Genomic DNA, 21185 nt, shown 5'->3' on the forward strand with positions numbered 1-21185 from the left:
CTTTCCATTGAAGCTGACGGTGCGTCAGATAGGAAGAGCCGGGCACACGTGAGCCTCACCGCCCCCGGAACTCCGGGCTCCTGCGCTCCACGAAGCTCGCCACGCCCTCCTGTGCGTCCGCCGTCGTCATGTTGATCTCCTGTGCGGCGGCCTCGGCGGCGAAGGCGGTGGCGCGGTCGCTGTCGAGGGAGGCGTTGACGAGCTGCTTCGTCAGCGCGAGGGCGCGGGTCGGGCCGGTGGCGAGGCGGGCCGCCCACTCGCGGGCCGTCTTGTCCAACTCCCCGTCCGGGACGACCCGGTTGACGAGGCCCAGCCGCTCGGCGTCCGCGGCCGGGAGGGCGTCGCCGAAGAACATCAGCTCCTTGGCCCGCCGGGGGCCGACGAGCCGCGGCAGGAGGTAGGCGCCGCCGCCGTCGGGGACCAGGCCCCGGCGCACGAACACCTCGATGAAGCGGGCCGATTCGGCGGCCAGCACGAGATCGCAGGCGAGGGCCAGATGGGCGCCCAGGCCGGCCGCCGTGCCGTTGACCGCCGCGATCACCGGCTTCTCGCAGTCGAGGACGGCGGCGATCAGGCGCTGGGCGCCGTCACGGATCACCCGGGCCACGTCACCGGCCACCCGCTCGCCGGGCCCGGTGGTGCCTGTGGACGCGGTCGACCCGTGTGAGGCCACCGCCCCGCCCCGCAGGTCCGCCCCCGCGCAGAACCCCCGCCCGGTGCCGGTGAGGACCACGGCCCGGACCTCGGGGTCAGCGGACGCCTCGCCGAGCAGCCGGATCAGACGGTCGCGCTGGTCGGGGGTGAGGGCGTTCAGCGCCTCGGGCCGATTGAGGGTGAGATGTGCGACCTGGCCCTCGATGACATGCAGCACCTCGCTCACCGGCACACCACCAACGCGTCCAGCGCCACCGCCCCCTGCCCCCTGGGCAGCACCATCAGCGGGTTGACGTCGAGCTCCGCCACCTCGTCCCCGAGCTCCACCACCATGCGCTGCACCCGCAGCACGACCTCCACGAGCGCGTCCAGATCCGCCGGGGGCCGCCCCCTGACCCCGTCCAGGAGCGCCCGCCCGCGCAGGTCCGCCAGCATGTCCCGGGCCTGCTCCTCACCGAAGGGCGGCACCCGTACGGCGGTGTCGCGCAGCACCTCGACCAGGACCCCGCCGAGCCCGACCGTCACCGTCGGCCCGAACAGCTCGTCGTGCGTGGCCCCGACGACCATCTCGACACCCCGCTCGACCATCTGGCAGACCAGCACGCCGTCCAGGGAGACGTCCTCGTAGCGGGCGATGTCCGTCAACTCACGGTAGGCGTCCCGTACTTGGCTGGCCGAGGTCAGGCCGACCTTCACCAGGCCGAGCTCGGTCTTGTGGGCGATCCGCCCGCCGGACGCCTTCATCACGACCGGGTAGCCGACCTGACCGGCCGCCCGTACGGCCGCCGCCGCGCTGGTCACCAGCTGCTCGCGCGGCACCCGGATCCCGTACGCCCGCAGCAGCTGCTTCGCCGCGTGCTCGCTGAGCTGCTGGCCCGGGCGCATCAGCGCCTGTGCCTTGCGGAAGGACGGAGAAGGGGTGCGGGGGGCCTCGTCGAAGGGGGAGCGGTAGCCGCTGACGAAGCGGTGGTGGTCGAGGTAGGCGCGGACCGCGGTGATGCAGTTGCCGACCGTGCGGAAGGTCGCCACCCGGGAGGAGCCGAGCAGCACCTCGCGGTAGGCGGGTTCGGTACCGACGGGCGAGCCCCACACCACGCACACCAGCTTGTCGGTCTGCTCGGCCGCGTCCACCAGGTCCTGCACCAGCCGGTCGCTCAGGGGTGGGAAGGGGCCGGTCACCGGGCAGATCAGCACCCCGACGGACGGGTCGGCGAGGATCGCGTCGATGATCTTCCGGCCGCGCCAGTCGCCGACCGGGTGCCCGCCGTTGTCGACGGGGTTGGCCACGCTCAGGAACTCCGGTATCCACTGGTGCAGTTCGGCCTGCTTGGCCTCGGAGAGGGCGGGCAGCCTCAGCCCCGCCTCCGTCGCCAGGTCGGCGAAGTGGGCGCCGGTGCCGCCCGAGATCGAGTACACCACCACCCCTTCGGCGCGCGGCGGCCTCGCGCGGGCCAACAGGGCGGCGGTGTCCTGGAGTTCGTCCAGGCCGTCGACGCGGATCACGCCGTACTGGCGCATCGCCGCGTCCACCACCGCGTCGGCGCCGGTGAGCTTGCCGGTGTGGGAGGCGGCCGTGCGGGCGCCGGTCTCGGTGCGGCCCACCTTGACCGCGACCACCGGCACCTTGCGGCGGGCGGCCCGGTCGGCGGCGAGCAGGAAGGAGCGGCCGTCCTTCAGGCCCTCCAGATAGCAGGCGATCGCGCCGACCTCGGGCCGCTCGGCGAACCAGGAGAGGAAGTCGGCGCTCTCCAGGTCGGCCTCGTTGCCGGTGGGCGCCCAGTGGGTGAGGCGGATGCCGAGTTCCTGGAGGGCGTACACCGGCCGCCCCTGGTGGCCGGACTGGGTGATCAGGGCGATGCCGGGGCCTTCGAGGTCCTCGCGGAAGGAGGAGAAGGCGTTCAGATTGGTGTTGGGGCCCAGCAGTCGCATCCCGGACTCCGCCACGGCGGCGGCGAGCCGCTCCTGTGCCGCCGCCCCCTCCTCGCCGGTCTCGGCGAAACCGGAGGCGAAGACGACCGCGAACCTCACCTTGGCCTCGGCGAGTTCCTCGATGACCGGCAGCGGGTCGGCGACCAGCAGGACGGCCAGGTCGACCTGTTCGGGCAGGTCGGCCACGGAGGTCACGCAGGGGATGCCGAAGACGGCAGGGCGGGTGGGGTGCACCGGGTGCAGCCGGGCTCCCACCCGTCCCGCCCAGTCGATCAACTGCCGGGTGACACCGGTGTTCGGGCGGCCCTCGGCGTCCGAGGCGCCGATCACGGCGACCGATTCCGGCCGGAAGAAACGGTCCAGGTCGGGGACGTCCGTATACAGCGGACGGCCGCCGACGTCGAGGTCGTCGACGTCGGCGGGCCTGCCGTGGACGGCGGGGCCGGGTTGCTCGCCGCACGCGATGACCCGGGCCCGGCGGGAGTCGGTGGTGAGGGTGCCGTGGGTTGATCCAAGCATCGGTCCGCCCGCTCCTGTGTGACAGCGTGAATAACTGACGCAGTGTCAGATTACAGAACTGACGCTGTGTCAGGAACGGGCGTGCACGCAAAGTTGACGAGCGGACTACAGGACCGCGAGAACCTCCTTGGCCACCCGCTCACCGGAGCGGACGGCTCCGTCCATGAAGCCGTTCCAGTGCAGCGAGGTCTCCGTGCCCGCCCAGTGGATACCGCCCACCGGGGTGCGCAGCGCGGGGCCGTACTGGGTGAGCACGCCGGGCGCGGCGATCGAGACCGGGCCGCCGCGGGTGAAGGCCTCGTTGTTCCAGCGTTGCAGGACGAAGGAGGTCGGGGAGGCCGCTTTCGAGCCGAAGTAGTTCACGTAGTCCTTGAGGACGGCCGCCTTGACGTCCGCCTCGCTCGCGCCGTCGAACTTGCGGGCCTCGTCGGCCTCGATGAAGCCCATCAGCGCGCCGTAGGAGGCGTCCGGCGGGGAGTTGTCGAAGGTCGAGCTGATCACGCCGCTGTCGCTGACCACCTGGCCGTTGAGGCCGTCGGCCCGCCAGAACGGGGTGTCGTAGATGGCGATCGCCTTGCCGACCGAGGCCATCGGCAGCCGCTGGGTGAGCTGGTCGCGGGCGGCGGGCAGCAGCGGGTCGTAGGTGATGCGGGCCGCGAGCGGCGGCGGTACGGCGACCACGACCCGCTTGGCGGTGACGGTGACCCCGTCGGCCGTGACGACGTACTTCGAGCCGGACTTGGCGATCGTGCGCACCGGGGCGTTCAGGACCACCCGGTCGCCCAGGGTGGCGGCGAGCTTGATCGGCACGAGCTGGGAGCCGCCGACGAAGCGCAGTTCCTGGGCGCCGCCCGCGGTCTCGGTGAGCCGCTCCAGGGTGCCGGGAGTGGTCTCGTTGCCGGCCGCGGCTATGTAGAACAGCACGAACAGCAGGGAGAGTTCACGGGGTTCGGCGGAGAAGATCGAGGTGCAGGCCACGTCCAGGAGGAACTTGGCCGACGGGATGACCGCGTTGGCGCGCAGCCAGGTCTCGAAGGTCTGCCGGTCCCACTCGTCGGCCTTCGCGGCGGTCCAGGGGGCGTCCAGCGGGATCGTCTTGGCCATGTCGTCGAGGGAGGACTGGACGATCGCCGCGTTGGCGAGCCCTGCCACGTCGATCGGCGGGACCGAGCCGAGGAGGCCGTCGGTGGCGTACGGCGTCCTCTTGCCGTCCTTGTAGAGGAGGTTGTTGCCGGTGTTGTAGGTGGGGAAGGTGGCCACCCCGAGCGAGTCGGCGAGTGCCTTGATGCGGTCCTGGGTGGGGCCGATGAACTCGCCGCCGCCCTCGGTGACCCCGCCGTTCGCCAGCTTCAGGTTCAGGACCCGGCCGCCGACGCGGTCCCGGGCCTCCAGGACGGCGACCGTCTTTCCGCCCGCGACCAGGTCACGGGCCGCGGTGAGCCCGGCCAGACCGCCGCCGACGATCGCGACGTCCACGTCACGGGTCGTGGCGGCGGATGCGGGAGAGGCGGCGGTGCCGGCGAGGGTGACGGCACCGGCCGCCGCGGCGGCACCGCCGAGCAGGGAGCGCCGGGAGAGCGGGGTGAGCTGTCTTTCGCGTGCCACGTGCGTCCTCCGTAGTGGAGAGAGTGTGGAGCTAGAACATGAGAGTTGTTCACATTCTGGCCCCGTGCGCCACCACACGACAACGCTCCCGTCACATCTCTCGCAGATGTAACAGGAGCGCCGGCAAAGCGAGTTGAGGATCTCCGCGTCAGACGGGCAGCCGGGAGAGGCGTCCCGCGCCGTCCTTCTCGACGGCCTTCGCGATCTTCTCCGCGTCGATCGCGACCTCGCGGAAGGTGCCGCTGATGGGGGTGACGAAACCGGTGAAGTAGAGGCCACGGGCGTTCTCCGGCGTGCGGGAGCCGTTGACCACCGGCCCCCCGCGCCCGTCGAGGACGTCCAGATCGCCGACCAGGTCCTCCAGTGAGCGGGTGTACCCCGTCGCCGCGATCACCGCGTCCGGGGAGACTCGGGTGCCGTCCGCGAGGAGCACCTCGCCGTCCTCGAAGCCCTCGACGGCGGCCACGACCTCGACCCGGCCCTTGCGGATCGCGTCGATGAGGCCGACGTCCTGGACCGGGATGGCGCCCTCCTTGACCCGGCTGTAGAGCCCGGTCTCGGGGCGCGGCAGGCCATGCGCGGAGAGGTCGGGGACGCTGAGCTTCGCCAGGGGGCGGGCCAGCCGGTCCACCAGGCCGACCGGCAGCCGTCGTACGAGAACGCCCGTGTACTGGGCGGCCCAGCCGGCCGTGGAGCGGCGCACGATATGCGGGGCGGTGCGCACGGACAGCCGTACCCGCGCGGCGCCGCCCTCGACCAGGTCGACGGCGATCTCGGCGCCGGTGTTGCCGACGCCGACGACCAGGACGTCCCGCCCGGCGTAGGGCTCGGGGTTGCGGTACTCGCCCGCGTGCCGCAGCTCGCCCTTGTACTCCTCGCGGCCCGGCCAGTCGGGCAGCAGCGGGGTGTGGTTCCAGCCGGTGGCCACGACCACGGCGGCGCCGGTCAGTTCGCGGCCGCCGGTGGCGTGCAGCAGCCAGCCGGTGCCGTCGGGGGTGCGCTCGATACGGGAGACCTCGACCCCGGTGACGGTCTCCAGCTCGTGGTGCTCCGCGTACTTCTCCAGGTAGCGCACCACGTCGTCGCGGGCGACCCAGCGGCCGAAGCGGCGGGGCATCGGCAGGCCGGGCAGGGCCGACAGACGGCGGGTGGTGTGCAGGTGCAGGCGGTCGTAGTGGCGCCGCCAGGACGCGCCGACCTGCTCGGACTTCTCCAGGACGACCGCGCGGAGGCCCCGGGCGCGCAGCGCGTACGCCACGGAGAGGCCGGCCGGGCCGCCGCCGACCACGTACACCGGGCGATCGGGCTGGTCGGGGCGGTCTGCGGGGGCGGGGTCGGGTGCGGAGTCGGGGTCGGGTGCGGAGTCGGCCATGAGCGCGAGCGTAATCAGACGGCACGTTGATAGGTCTCGGTCAAGCCGGGAATTGGTTGCGGATCGATCACGCCTGTAGGAGCGGTGGGTGGGGCCTGTGGCGTAGGTCACCTGGTTGTGTGCGTACGGAAAAGGCCACGGCGCCGGATCCGCGGGGGCGGAGCTCGGCGCCGTGGCGGGCGGCGGCCGGAGATCGACGGGAAACCGGGGCCGCGTTCGGGGGGCTGCTCGGCCTAGTCGGCCTGCTCGGCCTTCTTCGGCTTCTTGGCCTTCTTGTAGCCGGTCACCTCGGCGATCCAGGTGATGAAGTCGCCGGGGTCGGTGTTGGCGCCATGGCCCTGGTCCCAGTAGTAGAGGTGGTCGACGTCGTCGCCGAGGCCCGCCGCCGCGGCCGCGAGGTTGGCGGAGACCGTCAGCGAGGTGTCGGAGTCCTTGGTGCCCAGGCGGATCCACCAGTGCTTCGAGCGGCCCGCGTTCCTCCGCTCCAGGAAGTACATCGGGTTCATCAGGTGCAGCTTCTCGGGGATGTCCGCGGCGACGCGCCTGCCGGTCAGGCCCGTGGTGTCGTTCTTCGCGCCGTACGCCGTGAAGTGGCGGGCCTCGGTCGTGCCCGCGCCGAACAGGTTGTTCTCGCCGGCCGACAGGTCGAAGGCGTCGAAGGCCGGGGTGTCCTTCTTGCGCGCGCCCACGTGGGTGAGGAAGTCGGCCCAGGTGAAGGCGGCCCTCCTGCCGTCCCACCGGATGAAGGTGTTGGCGGCCAGATAGGTCGCGCGGTCGGCGTCCGAGAGCGCGGCGAGGTAGGTGGTCGCCGAGGGCTCCAGGTACTGCTCGACCAGGTACGCGTCGTAGTTGCGCGCGGTCAGCGTCCCGAAGCCGTTCAGACCGCGCAGCTTGAGCCCCGCCTGGTACTGCGCGAACTGGGCCCGGAGCTCCTTCGACACCGTCTGGTCGACCTGCTTGCCGGTGCTCAGCGCGTTGCCGCCCCAGTTCCACTCGTAGGCGCCGTCGGCGTGCTCCAGGTCGGTGATCGGACACCAGGCGCCGACCGCGAAGATCGCGTCGGAGGCGTCGGCCGCGCCGATCTCCTTCAGGAGCCTGTCGTAGTCCGGGCTGTCGCCGGAGGCGCCCAGCAGCGCGGAGAGGGCGCCGCCCGCGCTGGTGCCGGCGGAGACGATCCGCTCGACGTCACCGGGGATGCGGCCCTTGTTGGCCTTGACGTACCGCACGGCCGCCTTGAGGTCGACGATCGCGGCGGGGGCGGTGCCGTAGTACTCGCCCGAGGAGTTCTTGAGGGTACGGCCGCGGGCGCCGGGCTCGATCACGACGTACCCGGCGGCGAGGGCGAGGAGCTGGTTGCTGCTGGTCGCGCCGCCGTTCGCGTTCGTGTTCTCGTTGGCGTTGGGGGCGGCCGAGGTGGTCGCGGCCGAGGCGCTCGGTGCGGCGCTGCCGGTGGGGGCGCCGCCGGGTGCACCGCCGCCCATGCCCCCGGCGCCGACGCCGGTGGCGTCCGCCACGGACGACGGCATGTAACCGCCGATGGAGTTGGCGAGCAGGATCGGCGCCTTGCTCGCGTCGACCGCGGTGCCGTCGATCTCGACCGGGGCGCTGACGATCAGCGACTGGTAGGTCGCGTCGACCGGCTTGGCGACATAGGTGATCGCCTTCCAGAAGTGGTAGGTCACGCTGTGCTCGGCGCCAGAGGTGTCGGTGACCGTCGTCGTCAGCTCGGTGTAGGCGTCCGGGTCGAAGACGAGGCCGGTGCTCGTCGCGGAGGTCTTCGCGGAGGTGTCCGACGCCGCGTTGGCGTTCAGGGCGATGCCTCCGATCGCCGCGGCCCCCGCCGTCGCGCCGATCCCCATGACGACGCTCCTGCGCTTGACTGCCCTGTGCTTCACGGTTCGCTCCCTCGGGGGTCTCTGCTGACGTCTGCGAAGCTAGCCAAGGTGCCGACAAAATTGCCAACAATCTGCCGTCATTCATGGAGGATGCACAGTTTCACGGCGGACGCACAGGCTTCCCGGAACCCGATATCTGACGTACCGTCAGATTCCATGGAGACGATCTGGCTCAGCGGGGCCGAGTGGCTGGCCGTCCTGCGCATAGGCCTCGGCCTGTGGTGGCTGGAGAGCTGGCGGCACAAGGACAAGAAGACGTGGTTCGAGGGCGGCGGCATCACCTGGGCCGCGGACATCGCCGCCAAGCACCGCTGGACCCCGGTCCGCAGCGGCTTCGACGTGGTGGTGGCGCCCCGGCCCAGGACGATGGCCTACGTCGTCGCGTATGCCGAACTCGCCCTGGGCGTCGGCCTGATCCTCGGCCTGCTGACCCCGCTCGCGCTGGTCGGCGGCCTGCTCCTGAACGTCCTCTACTTCACCCTGATGATCCACGACTGGGCCGAGCAGGGGCAGAACTCGATGATGGCCCTCATCTCGCTCGTGGCCCTGTTCGGGATGTCCTGGCAGACCTGGTCGCTCGACGCCGCGCTGGGCTGGTTCTGATGACCGCGCGGTTCGACCTGCCGGAGGCGGACGCCTTCACGCGCACCTACTGGGACGCGGCCGGGCGGGGGGTCCTGCTGCTCCGGCGCTGCGGGGCCTGCGCCCAAGTCCACCACTACCCGCGCGAGTTCTGCCCGCGGTGCTGGAGCGAGGACGTCTCCTGGTTCGAGGCGACCGGCCGGGCCACGCTCCACACCTGGTCGGTCGTCCACCGCAACGACCTGCCGCCGTTCAAGGACCGCACCCCGTACACCGCCGCCGTCGTCGACCTAGCCGAGGGCCCGCGGATGATGACGGAGATCGTGGACTGCGCGCACGGCGAACTGCGGCCGGGGCTGGAGCTGGAGGCGGTCTTCCCGGACGGCGTACCGAAATTCAGGCCGCGGGGAGGACCGGCAGGGTCTTGAATGGCCCGATGGCCCACGTCGACGATTCCCACTCCCCACACCCCTTCCCGGACCTGCACGGCCACGGACTGCGGCTGCGATCCTGGGACCCGGACATCGACGCCGACGCCGAGAGCTGGCTGCGGGGCGTCACGGACCCGGAGTTCGCCCGCTGGAACACCCCGCTCACCCTGATCGGCGACCTCGCCGGCGCCCGTGAGGTGCTGCGCCGCAAGGCCGCCATGGCGGCGGACGGCACGAGCGCGTCGTACCGGATCACCGACGAGTCGAGCGGTACGACCCTGGGACACGTCGGAGTCGACGGCATCAACCACATCTTCAGCACGGCCCGCGTCGGCTACTGGGTGCTCCCCGAGGCCCGCGGCCGGGGCGTGGCCACCCGGGCCCTGCGCCTGGCCGCCCACTGGGCCCACACCGAACTCGCCCTGCACCGCCTTGAGTTGGACCACGGCATCGGCCACGACGTCTCGTGCCGCATAGCCGAACGCTGCGGCTTCCGCTACGAGGGCACGCTGCGGGGAGCGATGTTCGAGGCGGGCCGCCACGACGCCTTCCGCGACGCCCACCTGCACGCACGGCTGGCGACGGATCCGGAGGAGGGGTGAGGGCGGGGGCATGCGGAGGGGTGAGGGCGGGGGCGACGGATCCGGAGGAATGAGGGCGAGGGGGAGGGCGGGGGGCGGGGGGCGGTTATTCGGGGGCGCCGACCCTCCGTCCCGCAGGACCATGAACCATGCGTCCCGACACCCCGCCCCGCACAGCTGTCGACTCCTGGTCCGTCACCGAGGACCTCGCCGCCTTCCTCTCCCGCGCCGGTGACTTCCTCCGCTCGCGCCCCGATCTGCACACCGTCGTGCTCACCGTGGTCGAGGGGCTGCGGACCGGCGGGGCGCGGACGTACGGCGAGCAGGCGCCCTGGTTCGGGGTGCTGGAGGAGGACGGGCAGGTGCGGGCGGCCTGCTTCCGGACGCCCCCGCACCGGCTGACGACCACCCCGCTCACCCCCGCCCAGGCCGACTCCCTCGCCGCCCACCTCGTCGCACGCGGACGCCCGGTCTCCGGCGTCAACGCGGTCCGCGAGACCGCCGACGCGTTCGCCGAGGCCTGGTGCCGGCGTACGGGGGCCACGCTCGGTCCCCACCCGCACGGCACCCGCCTCTACCGCCTCGGCACCCTGACCCCGCCGGAGCCGCTGCCACCGGGACGGTCCCGGATCGCGGGGGAGGCGGACCGGGAGCTGCTCGCGCGCTGGTTCGGCGAGTTCCAGGAGGCCATCGGGGAGCCCGGCGGGCGGGATGCCGCCGCGTGGACCGACACCCGGCTCGCGTACGGCGGCCTCACCCTCTGGGAGACCCCCGACGGCGCCCCCGTCGCCATGGCCGGCATCAGCCCCCTCCTCGCCGGCATGATCCGCGTCGCACCCGTCTACACCCCGGCCCCCCTGCGCCGCCGCGGCTACGCCGGTGCCGTCACCGCAGCGGTCAGCCGCACGGCCCTCGACCGAGGCGCCGCCCAGACCCTGCTCTTCACGGACCTCGCCAACCCGACGACCAACGCCCTCTACCAGCGCCTCGGTTACCGCCCGGTGGCGGACTTCGCGGCGTACGACTTCACGGAACCGGCCTGATGGCCCGTCCCCGGCCCCACCTCCAGGGATCATGAACCATGCGCCCCGACACCTGGCACCTCACCGAAGACCTCGACGACTTCCTCACCCGCGCCGGCGGCTTCCTGCGCTCCCGTCCCGTCGCGCACATCATGCCGCTGACCTGGACCGGAAGACTGCGGTCCAGGGGAGCGGCCGCCTACGGCGCCGAAGCCGCCGTCTTCGGGGTGCTGGAGCGGGACGGCGAGGCGCGGGCCGCTTTCTACCGGCTCTCGCCCGACCGGGGTATCAGCCTCACCCCGCTCACCCCCGACCAGGCCGAGGGCCTCGCCGCCCGCCTGGCCGCCCTCGGACACACCCTGCCCGGGGTGAGCGCGGACCAGGACACCGCAGCCGCCTTCGCCGAGGCCTGGCGGCGGCACACCGGTGCCACCGCGACCCTCCGCGTCCGGCTCCACCTGCACCGCCTCGGCACGCTCACCCCGCCGCGGCCGTTCCCGGAGGGCCGGGGCCGGCTCGCGGGCGAGGGGGATCTGGAGCAACTGATGAGCCTGTGCCGGGGGTTCGCCGCGGACGTGGGGGAGGCCGTCACCATCGACGCCGGCACCTGGCCCCGCACCCGTTTCGCCGACAAGAGCTACATCTTCTGGGAGACCCCCGACGGCACCCCCGTCTCCATGGCGGGCCTCAACCCGATGGTCGCCGGCCTCAGCCAGGTGGACCCCGTCTACACCCCCGCCGCCCTGCGGGGCCACGGTTACGCGGCCGCCGCCACGGTCGAGGTCAGCCGGGCCGCGCTCGCCGCCGGTGCCACGGACGTCGTCCTGTTCACGGACGCGGCCAACCCCACCAGCAACGCCCTCTACCGGCGCCTCGGTTACGTCCCGGTCGTCGACTGGGCCGGGTACGCCTTCACGTAGCCCGGTGTCACGGCCACAGCAGCTCCCGCTCCCAACCCCCGTCCCCCCGCCGGTAGTCCAGCCGCACATGACGCCGGCGCTCGTCCCCCTGGAAGAACTCGACCTCCTCGGGGGCGAGTCGGTACAGGGTCCACGACGGGACGGGGGCGGCCGGCTCCCGGCGTGCTCGCTCCCAGGACTCCTCGGAGGCTCGCGCCAACTCCTCCAGCGAGCCCAGGACCTCGCTCTGCCGTCCGGTGAGCGCCGCCGCCAGCGCCCCGGTGGAGCGGGCGTGCAGATCCGCCTGGCCCTCCCCGGAGGGCGCCGCGGTCACCGGGCCCCGCACCCGTACCTGTCGGCCCAGCACCGGCCAGTAGAAGCCGAGCGCTGCGTACGGCCGTACCGCCAGATGCCCGCCCTTGCGGCTGTGGGCGTGGCTCGCGAAGGCCCAGCCGTCCGCGTCGGCGCCGTGCAGCATCACCGTGCGGACGTCCGGCCGGCCCTCCGCGTCCGCCGTGGCGAGGGACATGGTGTGCGGCTCGGTCTGCCCGGCCGCCACCGCCTCCGCGAACCAGGTGGTGAACAGCTCCAGCGGGGTCGCGGGCGCGGTGGTGGGGTCGAAGGCGGGCAGCGTGGTGACCTCCGGGGCCCACACCCGCAGTGACCTGAGCAGTTCGTGAAGATCCGTTGCCATGCCTCAGACGGTACCGAGGTCGGACGTCAGCCACCGTTCGGGCCGCATCCGTACGACGACCTGCGGGCCGTGGTTCTTCCACGCGAAGTCGACGTAGCCCTCCACCTTCTCGGCCAGATAGCGGGCGGAGATCTCCTGGAGGTCCTCGAGGGTGGCCGGGCGGGTGTCGAGGACCGGTCCCTCGACGGACACGTAGCGGATGGTGGGATCGACGCGGTCGACCAGCAGGGAGAAGCGGCCGGCCGCCCGGATCAGCTTCTCCTTGCGGGAGCCGGCCCCGGTCATGATCCACAGGTCGCCGCCCGGTGCGTACTGGTACCAGATCGGCACGGTGAGCGGGCCGCGCCCCTCACCCGCGTCGACCGCCAGCGCGGCGACATGCGGCTCGGCCAGGAACTGTTCACGTTGCGCGCGAGTCAGGGCCATGCAGTGCAGGGTACGTCGGCCGCCGGCGGGAGGGAGGCGTCCGTGATGCGTCTGGCCGGTACGGCAGGGGGCAGCACCGGCACCCGCCTGCTCGCGCCTCCCGCCTCCGCGACGCCCCCTAACGCCCCAGCACCACCGTCCCCGACGAGCAGAACCACCCGCCCGTCCCCGACGCCACCGCCAGCCCCGGCGCCGACCCGTCCCGGCGTCGTACCTGCCGTGCGCCCGCCTCCCCGCGCAGCTGCCGTACGGCCTCCACCAGCAGGAACAGGCCGCGCATGCCCGGGTGTTGGGCGGAGAGTCCGCCCCCGTCGGTGTTCACCGGCAGATCCCCGCCCTCGACCAGCAGCCGCCCCTTCTCCACGAAGGAGCCGCCCTCGCCCTTCGCGCAGAAGCCGAGGTCCTCCAGGGTCACCAGCGTCATGTAGGTGAACGCGTCGTAGATCTCGGCGAGTTCGACCTCCTCCGGCCGCACCCCGGCCCGCTCGAAGGCCAGCCGTCCGCTCACCGCCGCCGGGGACACCGTGAAGTCGGGCCACTCGGACATGCTGACGTGCGAGACGTACTCCCCGGTGCCGAGCACCCAGACGGGGGCGGTACGGCAGTCCCGTACGTACTCCTCGGCCACCAGCAGCACCGCCGCGCCGCCGTCGGAGCGGATGCAGCAGTGCAGCTTGGTGAAGGGGTCCGCGATCATCGGGCCCGCCAGGACGTCGTCCACGGTGATCGGGTCGCGGAACATCGCCTCGGGGTTCAGGGCCGCGTTCGCCCGTGCCTGCACGGCGACGGACGCCAACTGCTCGATCGTCGTGCCGTGTTCGATCATGTGGCGGCGGGCGGCCATCGCGTACTTGGCGATCAGGGTGTGGCCGTAGGGCACCTCGAACTGGAGCGGGCCGCGGGCGCCGAAGGAGAGCGTGCCGGTGCGGCGGCCCGCCTTGATGTCGGCGCGGGCCGTGGAACCGTAGACCAGGAGGACCGCGTTCGCGTGTCCGGCGGCGATCGCGTCGGCCGCGTGCGCCGCCATGACCTCCCAGGTGGAGCCGCCGACGGAGGTCGAGTCGACCCAGGTGGGGCGCAGGCCCAGGTACTCGGCGATCTCGGCGGGGGCGAGGGTGCCGGTGCCGGCGGAGGCCAGGCCGTCGACGAGGGACCGGTCCAGGCCCGCGTCGGCCAGCGCGCGGCGGGCGGCCTGGGCGTGCAGCGCGTAGGGGGTCGTGCCGTCCACGCGGCCGCAGTCCGCGAGGGCCACGCCGGTGATCGCGACTTTCCGGCTCCCGGGGGGCATGAGGGGCCTCCTGCCTCTGGGCAACTGGTGCGGGCGCTCCTAATATGACGGACCGTCAGATCCGGAGGGAAGAGGAAGAGCCATGGACGCTCGCTTCACCGCCGAACAGGACGAGATCCGGGGCGCGTTGCGGGAGCTGCTGCGCAGGCGCTGCGGTCCGCGGGAGCTGCGGAGCGCGCTCGACAGCCCGGCCGGCCACGACCCGGCCCTGTGGTCGGCCCTCGCCGGACAGCTGGGGCTGCCGGGGCTGGCCCTGCCCGAGGAGTACGGCGGTGTCGGCTGCACGGCGACCGAACTGGCGCTGGCCTGCGAGGAGACGGGCCGCGTGCTGGCTCCCTCGCCCTTGCTGGCGACGGCTGTCCTAGCCGCCCCCCTGCTGCTGGCGCTCGGCACGGCTGAGCAGCGCGCCGACCTCCTGCCCCGCATCGCCTCCGGCACCCTGACCGCCACCCTCGCAGTCCCCCCGGGCACGGCTCTCGCGCTCACCTGCGGCAATGAGGGGGAGTGGGCCGGGGGCGGCCGCGCGGGCGGCGTCCAGGCACGGCTCGTACTCGACGCGGGCAGCGACACCTCCACAGCGTCGCGCCGACCGGGGGGTGCTGCGGGTGGCGGGGTGGTGCCGGGTTCGTCCGGAGGTGGGGCCGGTGGCGGAGGCGTTGCCGGTGGGGCCGGCGCCGCTCCCCGCGACCCGGGAGCCGCTCCCTCCGCTCCAGGCGCCGTCCCCCGTGGGGCAAGAGGTGCCCCGGGACCGGCCGTCACGCTGCGCGCAGCCCCCCGTGCCGCCACGACCAAGTCCGCCTGGCGGCTCTACGGCCAGGTCGATCAGGTCCTCGACGGGCACATCGCCGGTCTCCTGCTCGTCGCCGCGCATGCCGGGGGGTTCGCCCGGTCCCGCACTCTCCTCTTCCTGGTCCCCGGTGACGCACCCGGGCTCGTCCGGACCCGGCAGACCGCCCTCGATGCCACCCGGCCCCAGGCCCGTGTCCAACTCCGGGATGTGGAGGCCGAGTTGCTGGGTGGTGATGACAAGGCCGACGTGCTCGGGGAGCTGGCCCGGCTCGGTGACACCGCGGCCGCCGTCCTCGCGTGCGAAGCCGTCGGCGCCGCCGACCGCGCGCTGGAGCGGACCGTCGAGTACGTCGGGCAGCGCGAGCAGTTCGGGCGGGTGATCGGGTCCTTCCAGGCCGTGAAGCACCGGCTCGCCGATGTGTACGTGCAGCTCCAGGCCGCCCGCTCGGCCGCCTACTACGCCGCCTGGGCCGTAGGACAGGGCGACCAGCGGGTCGGCGGTCTCGCCCTCGCCCAGGCCCTCGAAGCGCTGCGCACCGCCGCCGCCGAGGGCATCCAGCTGCACGGCGGCATAGGGTTCACCTGGGAGCACGAGGCGCATCTCTACTTCAAGCGCGCCACCGGTGACGACCTGCTCTTCGGGCCCGCCCACCGGCTGCGGGCGCACGCCGCCGACGCGGCACGGCTCTTCGAGCGGACGGAGGTGACGGTGTGATCGGCGAACGGATCGTCCAGAAGGTGTCGTCCACGCGCGGCTTCGCCAAGGTGGCCCCGCATGTGATCCCCGCGCTGGACCGGGCCGTGCACCGGCTCACCCGGGGGAAGGTCCTGCTCAGCGCCCAGATGCTGCCGGGGGTGATCCTCACCTCGACGGGAGCGAGAAGCGGGCTGGCCCGCCGGACCCCGCTCGCCTGCATGCCCGAGGAGGAGGGGCGTACCTGGATCCTCATCGGCTCCAACTTCGGCCGCGACGGACACCCCGCCTGGACCGCCAACCTCCTCGCCCACCCCGACGCCGAGGTCAGCTGGAAGGGCGCGGACATCCCGGTGCGAGCGACCCTGCTGACGGGGGAGGAGCGGGCGGCCGTGTGGAAGACCGCGCTGGCGTTCTGGCCGCCGTACGCCACCTACCAGGCGCGGGTGGAGCGGGAGATACGGCTCTTCCGGATCGTACGCACGACAGGCGGCCGTCCACCCGAGTGAACAGCCGCCTGCCTGACAGGACGTGAAACCGGGAAGCCGAGTAAGAGGGGGTACGCGCTACTTCGTCGGCTTCTTCCCGGTGACACCCAGGTGCACCAACAGCGCCAGGTTCGGCTTGAGTTCAGCCTGCTTGACGCCCCACGTCTGGAAGCCCTTCTGGTGCGAGGCCACCGCCGCGAGCATCGCGACGAGGGAACCCGCCACCGCGGCCGGGTTGACGTCCTTGTCGACCTTGCCCTTGGACTGGAGCTCGGCGACCGCGTCCGCGAGGGAGTTGTTCACCGAGTTGAGGATCTTCATGCGGAGTTTGTAGAAGCGCTTGTCGCCCTCGGCGGCCCCGAGGTCGACCACGCGCAGGATGGCGTCGTTCTTGCGCCAGAACTCCAGGAAACCGTCCACGAGTTCCTGCGCGGTCTGCCACCCCGCCTTGCCGACCCACGACCGGCCTTCCAGCAGCGCGGTCAACTGGCCGCCCTCGGTGGCCATTTGCTCGGCGATCTCCAGGACGGCGCCCTCGACGTCCGGGAAGTACTGGTAGAAGGTCGCGGGTGAAGTGCCCGCCTTCCGGGCGACATCGATGACCTTGACGTCCCGGTAAGGGGAGGAGCTGAGCATCTCGCTGAGGCAGTCGAGCAGCTTCTGCCGGGTCGCCTGCCCACGCCGACCGGCCACGCGGCCGTCGACGGTACGCACTTGTCCTGTCATGCCGTCAGCTTACCGAGGGGTGATCGGAGCGCGATTCGGCCGACTGCAAATGGGGTGCGAGGGGCCCTGGAGGCGGGTGTGCCTGGTCCTGCGGGGTGCGTGAGTCGCCGTTACTTTGACGGTATGGCCGAAAACAGGGCATCCGCAGACGGAACGGGATACGGCGAGGGCGTCCCCTGCTGGGTGGAGGTGCAGCTGCCCGACGTGGCCGCGGGGCAGCGGTTCTACGGTGAGCTCTTCGGGTGGACCTTCGAGGAGGCGCCCGGCGGCTCGGTGTGGGCCCTTCGCGAGGGCGAGCCGGTCGCGGGGCTCACCCGCAAGACCGACGGGCGGATGCCCACCGTGTGGACGGTCTACTTCGCCACCCCGGACATCGAGGGCCTCGCCGACCGGATCTGGGCGGCCGGCGGACAGGTCGTCACCGCGCCCGAGCCGGTCGCCGAGCTCGGCACGACAGCGCTGGTCACGGACCCGGAGGGGGCCGTCTTCGCCCTCTGGGAGCCCGGCAGCCACCGGGGCTTCGGGGTCCGGCACAAGCCCGGCGCCTTCGCCTGGGCGGAGCTGTACGCCCGGGACACCGAGGCCGCCAACACCTTCTACGGCGGGCTCTTCCACGACGCCCTCTTCGGCCCCGGCGCCCACCCCGACTTCGGCCGGGCCTCCGTCTCCGACGTGTTCCCCGCCGAGATGCCGCCCCACTTCCTCGTCCACTTCCGGGTGGCGGACTGCGAGGCCGCGCTCGGGGCGGTCGGGCGGCTCGGCGGACGGGTCCAGGCGCCGCCATTCGAGACGTCGTACGGAAAAGTGGCCGTCGTCACCGACAATCAAGGGGCGTCGTTCGCCGTTCTGGAGCGGCCGGAGCGGTAGAACGTACCGCTTTGATGTGAGACACCCCATTTGACCCCGGGTTCGCCACCAGGCCTCCGGCCAGGAAGAATCAGGGTTGCGTGCCGCCATGGCGGTGCGGTGGTGAGACGCTGCACGGGGTCGCGTACATATGTGGGTGGCGCGGCTTGTACGGGGAGGTGGCAGGCAGAGTGGTGGATCAGCTGACGCAGCACGATCCGCGCAGGATCGGGCCGTTCGAGGTGCTGGGCCGGCTGGGTGCCGGCGGCATGGGGCTGGTCTATCTCGCGCGCTCGGCTTCGGGCCGGCGGGTGGCGATCAAGACGGTTCGTACGGAGCTCGCCGAGGACCAGCTCTTCCGGGTTCGCTTCACCCGTGAGGTGGAGGCGGCCCGGGCGGTCTCCGGCTTCTACACGGCGGCCGTGGTCGACGCCGACCCGCGCGCGGCCGTGCCGTGGCTCGCCACCGCGTACGTCCCCGCGCCCTCCCTCGAGGAGATAGTGAACGAGTGCGGGCCGCTGCCGGCCCAGGCGGTGCGCTGGTTCGCGGCGGGTGTCGCCGAGGCCCTCCAGTCCATCCACGGCGCCGGACTGGTCCACCGCGACCTCAAGCCCTCCAACGTCCTCGTCGTGGAGGACGGCCCCCGGGTGATCGACTTCGGCATCGCGTCCGGCGTTTCGAACACCCGTTTGACGATGACGAACGTCGCCGTCGGCACCCCCGCCTACATGTCCCCCGAGCAGGCCAAGGACTCCCGCAGCGTCACCGGCGCCAGCGACGTCTTCTCGCTCGGCTCCATGCTGGTCTTCGCCGCCACCGGCCACCCGCCCTTCCACGGCGCCAACCCGGTCGAGACGGTCTTCATGCTGCTCCGCGAGGGCCCCGACCTCGAAGGCCTCCCGGACGAGCTGCGCCCGCTCATCGAGTCCTGTATGCAGATGGAGGCCACCGCCCGCCCCAACCCGGCCGACCTCCAGGCCCAGCTGGCCCCCCACCTCTTCGGCTCCGGCTCGGACGACAGCGGTACGGCGTCGGCGTGGCTGCCCGAGAAGGCCGTGGCCCTGATCGAGTCCCGGCGCGGCGGCCGCCCGGCGCCCACCCAGACCGGCGGTGCCCGCAGCGGAGGGGGCCGCCCCGCGGTCGTACCGCCGCCGCCCTCCTACGACCCGGTGCCGCCCGCGCCCGTCCCCGTCGGCGCCCCCGACACCGGCCCCGTGCGGCTCGCCGGCGCCCAGGTGCCCATCGGGCCCGGCCCACGGGTCGCCGACGCCCGCGCCGCCGCCGTGAAGGCGCCCCCGCCGGAGGCCGGTCTGGTCGCCTCCTGGTCCCGGCCGCGCCCCGGCGTCAACGGCACCGACGCGGCCGTGGGCCCCGCCGTACCGTCCCCGCCGCCCGCGCCCCCGGAGTCCGCGACGGGCTGGCGTCCCTGGCGTTTCCGCATGTCGAACGACGTGTGGGGCACTCCGGCGGTGGCCGGCGACCTCGTCTACGTCACCTCCTTCGAGGTGCACGCCCTCGACGTCGGCACCGGCCGCCGCCGCTTCAAGACCAGGGACGTGGCCTGGTCGATGGCGGTCGCGGACGGCCGTATCCACGCCTCCGACGGCCCCACCCTCTTCGCCCTGGACGCCCGCGAGGGCGCCGACCAGTGGCGGCTGAGCACCGACGCCTGGGTGTACTCCCTCAAGGCCGAGCGCGGCACCGTCATCACCGGCACCCGCGGCGGTGGCGTCCAGGCCTGGGACGCGGCCAACGGGCAGCGGCTCTGGGAGATCGGCGGCTGCCAGACCGACTTCGAGTCCCCGGAGGCGGGCCCCGCGCTTCACGAGGGCACGGTGTACGTCTGGCAGGAGGGCCGGCTGCGCGCCCTGGACGCCCGTACCGGTGACGAACGCTGGGCGTTCCCCATCGGCGACGCGGCCTCCTGCGGCGGGGTGCCCATCCGGGTGGCGCAGGCCCACGACGGGTACGTGTACGTCTCGGCCGGGACCCGTGTCATGGCCCTGGAGGTCGCCACCGGCCGCGTCCGCTGGCACTTCGAGGCCCCGGCCGCCTTCCTGTGCCCGCCGACCTTCGTGCCGGGCGCCGCGGTCGCCGGCGGCGGGGTGTACCTCGCCGACTACCTCGGCACGGTGTACGCCCTCGACGCGGTGGACGGCCGGGACCGGTGGCGCATCGCGACCGAGGCCCGCGCCTCGGTCGAGCCGGTGCTGGTGGCCGGGGGCCATGTGCACGTGGGCAGCGGCAAGGGGCTCTACACCCTCGACGCGGTCACCGGTACACCCAAGTGGCGGTTCCAGGCGGGCGGCGACATCGTGGGGGCGCCCGCGGTGGCCGAGGGCCGCATCCACTTCGGCTCCACCGACCACCTCCTGTACACCCTGAAGGCCGACGACGGCCGCCTGCGCTGGAAGCTGGCGACCGGCGGCGAGATCACGGGATCGCCGGTGGTCAAGGACGGCGTGGTGTACGCGTGCAGCAAGGACCGCTGCGTGTACGCGCTGGACGCGGAGAAGGGGACGGGGACGGCCCGGAGCAGTTGAGCGTCGTTGCCGGGTGCGACATTGCTAACGCAATCGGAATCCGGCCTGTCGGGAACGGAACAGGTCGGCCTGCCGGTCCGGTGGCAGATTCCCGAGCGTGATCAGGTGCGGCGCCTGCGCGAACCCCTGCTGCACGGCGCCCTCCTTCGCCGCCCAGAGCGCGCGGACCGTGCCCTGCACGCCCTCGGGCGGATACCCGGCGATGACCTCGGCGGCCGCGACCGCGGCGGCCAACGCCCCGCCCGGCTCGGTGAGTTCGGTGACCAGCCCGATGGTGTGGGCGCGCTCGGCGGAGAGCCGTTCCGCCGTCCCCATGAGTGCCGTGCGGGCGGCCTCCCCGTGCGGCATGAGCTGGGCCATGAGCACCGACTCGTAGGCGCTGACCATTCCGTAGGTGGTGTGCGGGTCGAAGAAGGTGGCGGCCGGGTCGGCGACGAGGAAGTCGCACTCGCCGAGGAGGTAGAAGGCGCCGCCGCAGGCCATCCCGTTGACGGCGGCGATGACCGGCTTCCACAGGTCGTTGGACTTCGGCCCGACGTGCAGGAGCGGATCGTCGGTCATATAGGGGGAGTTGGGCTGCGGCACCTCGGCGTCCCGGTCCAGGCCCGTACAGAAAGCCCGCTCCCCGGCACCGGTCAGGACCACCGCCCGCACGGAGTCCACGAACCGCAACTCCCGCCAGGCCGCGACGATTTCGTCCCGCAGACCGAGGTCGATGGCGTTGAGCCGCTGCGGCCGGTCAAGGGTGACGACGGCAACCCCGGTGTCCTTGTCGGCACTCACCCGCAGCCCGCTCACGCGAGCACCCACTGCGGAAGCCCCTCCGAGAAGACCACCTGCACTCGGGTGCCGATTCGTATCCGGCCCGGGTCGACGGAGTCGAGCGCGGCTCCGGCGGTGCGGACCAGGTTGCCCACCAGTCGGATCCGGGGCGCCTCCTCCAGTTCGACCACGATCACGTTGTACGGCGCCTGCGCCGCGTAGTCGGGCAGGAGGGGCGGGTGCGGGACGACGTAGGACCAGACGCGGCCGCGCCCGGAGACGGGACGCCACTCCTGCGCGAAGGACTGGCAGTGCGGGCAGCAGGGCCGGGGCGGGAAGCGGAGTTCGCCGCAGTCGGCGCAGGCCTGGACGCGGAGTTCGCCCCGGGCGGCGTACTCCCAGAAGGGGGCGCCCGTGGTGTCCTTCACCGGTTCGAGCAT

20 protein-coding genes are annotated in these 21185 nt (G+C 72.8%); 9 read left to right on the top strand and 11 right to left on the bottom strand.

Translation table 11 applies throughout. The features are described from left to right. Window positions 1–55 precede the first annotated feature (55 nt). From ACFULQ_RS13875 to ACFULQ_RS13895, 5 genes are all read right to left on the bottom strand, one after another. Complete coding sequence (locus tag ACFULQ_RS13875) at window positions 56–886, bottom strand: enoyl-CoA hydratase/isomerase family protein (RefSeq protein ID WP_383542626.1); 831 nt, start codon at window positions 884–886, stop codon at window positions 56–58. Beyond that, a complete protein-coding gene (locus tag ACFULQ_RS13880) occupies window positions 877–3102 on the bottom strand; it encodes an acetate--CoA ligase family protein (protein ID WP_383542628.1) in 2226 nt (741 codons plus the stop codon). Before ACFULQ_RS13880 ends, ACFULQ_RS13875 begins: the two co-directional genes overlap by 10 nt. Before the next feature lie 105 nt (window positions 3103–3207). After that, window positions 3208–4707 carry a flavin monoamine oxidase family protein gene (locus tag ACFULQ_RS13885; RefSeq protein ID WP_383542631.1) on the bottom strand — a complete coding sequence of 500 codons (1500 nt, stop codon included), beginning with the start codon at window positions 4705–4707 and terminating at the stop codon, window positions 3208–3210. Between the two features lie 148 nt (window positions 4708–4855). Next, window positions 4856–6079 carry a flavin-containing monooxygenase gene (locus tag ACFULQ_RS13890; protein WP_383542634.1) on the bottom strand — a complete coding sequence of 408 codons (1224 nt, stop codon included), beginning with the start codon at window positions 6077–6079 and terminating at the stop codon, window positions 4856–4858. Window positions 6080–6312: 233 nt separating this feature from the next. Next, window positions 6313–7938: a subtype B tannase gene (locus tag ACFULQ_RS13895; RefSeq protein ID WP_383542772.1), complete on the bottom strand. Its 1626-nt coding sequence runs from the start codon at window positions 7936–7938 to the stop codon at window positions 6313–6315. A gap of 192 nt (window positions 7939–8130) precedes the next feature. On the opposite strand from ACFULQ_RS13895, the gene ACFULQ_RS13900 reads away from it, so the two are divergent. The 5 genes from ACFULQ_RS13900 to ACFULQ_RS13920 all read left to right on the top strand — a co-directional run bounded on the left by ACFULQ_RS13900 (window position 8131) and on the right by ACFULQ_RS13920 (window position 11510). Then, window positions 8131–8577: a DoxX family membrane protein gene (locus ACFULQ_RS13900; protein ID WP_383542637.1), complete on the top strand. Its 447-nt coding sequence runs from the start codon at window positions 8131–8133 to the stop codon at window positions 8575–8577. Beyond that, window positions 8577–8984, top strand: a complete 408-nt coding sequence (locus ACFULQ_RS13905) for a Zn-ribbon domain-containing OB-fold protein (protein WP_383542640.1) — start codon at window positions 8577–8579, stop codon at window positions 8982–8984. The genes ACFULQ_RS13900 and ACFULQ_RS13905 overlap by 1 nt, the downstream gene beginning before the upstream one ends. Window positions 8985–8992: 8 nt before the next feature. Beyond that, on the top strand, window positions 8993–9589 hold the full coding sequence (locus tag ACFULQ_RS13910; RefSeq protein WP_383542642.1) for a GNAT family N-acetyltransferase: 597 nt from the start codon (window positions 8993–8995) through the stop codon (window positions 9587–9589). A gap of 128 nt (window positions 9590–9717) precedes the next feature. Next, complete coding sequence (locus tag ACFULQ_RS13915; RefSeq protein ID WP_383542645.1) at window positions 9718–10611, top strand: GNAT family N-acetyltransferase; 894 nt, start codon at window positions 9718–9720, stop codon at window positions 10609–10611. A gap of 38 nt (window positions 10612–10649) precedes the next feature. Next, a complete protein-coding gene (locus ACFULQ_RS13920) occupies window positions 10650–11510 on the top strand; it encodes a GNAT family N-acetyltransferase (protein WP_383542647.1) in 861 nt (286 codons plus the stop codon). 7 nt (window positions 11511–11517) lie between these two features. Here ACFULQ_RS13920 and ACFULQ_RS13925 read toward each other — a convergent pair whose 3' ends face one another. The 3 genes from ACFULQ_RS13925 to ACFULQ_RS13935 all read right to left on the bottom strand — a co-directional run bounded on the left by ACFULQ_RS13925 (window position 11518) and on the right by ACFULQ_RS13935 (window position 13897). Beyond that, window positions 11518–12183, bottom strand: a complete 666-nt coding sequence (locus ACFULQ_RS13925; RefSeq protein WP_383542650.1) for a pyridoxal 5'-phosphate synthase — start codon at window positions 12181–12183, stop codon at window positions 11518–11520. 3 nt (window positions 12184–12186) lie between these two features. Beyond that, window positions 12187–12609: a pyridoxamine 5'-phosphate oxidase family protein gene (locus ACFULQ_RS13930; protein WP_383542653.1), complete on the bottom strand. Its 423-nt coding sequence runs from the start codon at window positions 12607–12609 to the stop codon at window positions 12187–12189. A 118-nt stretch (window positions 12610–12727) separates the two neighbouring features. Further along, a complete protein-coding gene (locus ACFULQ_RS13935; RefSeq protein ID WP_383542655.1) occupies window positions 12728–13897 on the bottom strand; it encodes an acetyl-CoA acetyltransferase in 1170 nt (389 codons plus the stop codon). An 82-nt stretch (window positions 13898–13979) separates the two neighbouring features. Here ACFULQ_RS13935 and ACFULQ_RS13940 point away from each other — a divergent pair, with 82 nt between their 5' ends. Together ACFULQ_RS13940 and ACFULQ_RS13945 are read left to right on the top strand one after the other, a co-directional pair. Next, complete coding sequence (locus ACFULQ_RS13940) at window positions 13980–15401, top strand: acyl-CoA dehydrogenase family protein (protein WP_383542658.1); 1422 nt, start codon at window positions 13980–13982, stop codon at window positions 15399–15401. Beyond that, complete coding sequence (locus ACFULQ_RS13945; RefSeq protein WP_383542661.1) at window positions 15398–15889, top strand: nitroreductase/quinone reductase family protein; 492 nt, start codon at window positions 15398–15400, stop codon at window positions 15887–15889. Before ACFULQ_RS13940 ends, ACFULQ_RS13945 begins: the two co-directional genes overlap by 4 nt. Window positions 15890–15946: 57 nt before the next feature. Here the strand turns inward: ACFULQ_RS13945 and ACFULQ_RS13950 are convergent, their stop codons facing one another. Next, a complete protein-coding gene (locus tag ACFULQ_RS13950; RefSeq protein WP_123761448.1) occupies window positions 15947–16582 on the bottom strand; it encodes a TetR/AcrR family transcriptional regulator in 636 nt (211 codons plus the stop codon). A 135-nt stretch (window positions 16583–16717) separates the two neighbouring features. Here ACFULQ_RS13950 and ACFULQ_RS13955 point away from each other — a divergent pair, with 135 nt between their 5' ends. Together ACFULQ_RS13955 and ACFULQ_RS13960 are read left to right on the top strand one after the other, a co-directional pair. Next, the gene (locus ACFULQ_RS13955) at window positions 16718–17461 is read left to right on the top strand and encodes a VOC family protein (protein WP_383542664.1); all 744 of its coding nucleotides are present in this window, start codon (window positions 16718–16720) and stop codon (window positions 17459–17461) included. Window positions 17462–17631: 170 nt separating this feature from the next. Continuing rightward, window positions 17632–19983, top strand: a complete 2352-nt coding sequence (locus ACFULQ_RS13960) for a PQQ-binding-like beta-propeller repeat protein (protein ID WP_383542667.1) — start codon at window positions 17632–17634, stop codon at window positions 19981–19983. A gap of 24 nt (window positions 19984–20007) precedes the next feature. On the opposite strand, the gene ACFULQ_RS13965 is transcribed toward ACFULQ_RS13960, so the two are convergent. Both ACFULQ_RS13965 and ACFULQ_RS13970 read right to left on the bottom strand, forming a co-directional pair. Further along, on the bottom strand, window positions 20008–20793 hold the full coding sequence (locus ACFULQ_RS13965) for an enoyl-CoA hydratase/isomerase family protein (RefSeq protein ID WP_383542671.1): 786 nt from the start codon (window positions 20791–20793) through the stop codon (window positions 20008–20010). After that, window positions 20778–21185, bottom strand: a complete 408-nt coding sequence (locus ACFULQ_RS13970) for a Zn-ribbon domain-containing OB-fold protein (RefSeq protein WP_383542674.1) — start codon at window positions 21183–21185, stop codon at window positions 20778–20780. Before ACFULQ_RS13970 ends, ACFULQ_RS13965 begins: the two co-directional genes overlap by 16 nt.

Origin of the sequence: Streptomyces sp. NPDC057253 (assembly GCF_042669125.1) — a bacterium.
Lineage (GTDB): Bacteria > Actinomycetota > Actinomycetes > Streptomycetales > Streptomycetaceae > Streptomyces.

Coding starts and splice junctions, on each gene's coding strand:
- ACFULQ_RS13880 (WP_383542628.1), bottom strand. CDS start 3,102: ATGCTTGGATCAACCCACGGCACCCTCACCACCGACTCCCGCCGGGCC.
- ACFULQ_RS13890 (WP_383542634.1), bottom strand. CDS start 6,079: ATGGCCGACTCCGCACCCGACCCCGACTCCGCACCCGACCCCGCCCCC.
- ACFULQ_RS13895 (WP_383542772.1), bottom strand. CDS start 7,938: ATGGGGATCGGCGCGACGGCGGGGGCCGCGGCGATCGGAGGCATCGCC.
- ACFULQ_RS13900 (WP_383542637.1), top strand. CDS start 8,131: ATGGAGACGATCTGGCTCAGCGGGGCCGAGTGGCTGGCCGTCCTGCGC.
- ACFULQ_RS13905 (WP_383542640.1), top strand. CDS start 8,577: ATGACCGCGCGGTTCGACCTGCCGGAGGCGGACGCCTTCACGCGCACC.
- ACFULQ_RS13910 (WP_383542642.1), top strand. CDS start 8,993: ATGGCCCACGTCGACGATTCCCACTCCCCACACCCCTTCCCGGACCTG.
- ACFULQ_RS13915 (WP_383542645.1), top strand. CDS start 9,718: ATGCGTCCCGACACCCCGCCCCGCACAGCTGTCGACTCCTGGTCCGTC.
- ACFULQ_RS13920 (WP_383542647.1), top strand. CDS start 10,650: ATGCGCCCCGACACCTGGCACCTCACCGAAGACCTCGACGACTTCCTC.
- ACFULQ_RS13925 (WP_383542650.1), bottom strand. CDS start 12,183: ATGGCAACGGATCTTCACGAACTGCTCAGGTCACTGCGGGTGTGGGCC.
- ACFULQ_RS13930 (WP_383542653.1), bottom strand. CDS start 12,609: ATGGCCCTGACTCGCGCGCAACGTGAACAGTTCCTGGCCGAGCCGCAT.
- ACFULQ_RS13935 (WP_383542655.1), bottom strand. CDS start 13,897: ATGCCCCCCGGGAGCCGGAAAGTCGCGATCACCGGCGTGGCCCTCGCG.
- ACFULQ_RS13940 (WP_383542658.1), top strand. CDS start 13,980: ATGGACGCTCGCTTCACCGCCGAACAGGACGAGATCCGGGGCGCGTTG.
- ACFULQ_RS13955 (WP_383542664.1), top strand. CDS start 16,718: ATGGCCGAAAACAGGGCATCCGCAGACGGAACGGGATACGGCGAGGGC.
- ACFULQ_RS13970 (WP_383542674.1), bottom strand. CDS start 21,185: ATGCTCGAACCGGTGAAGGACACCACGGGCGCCCCCTTCTGGGAGTAC.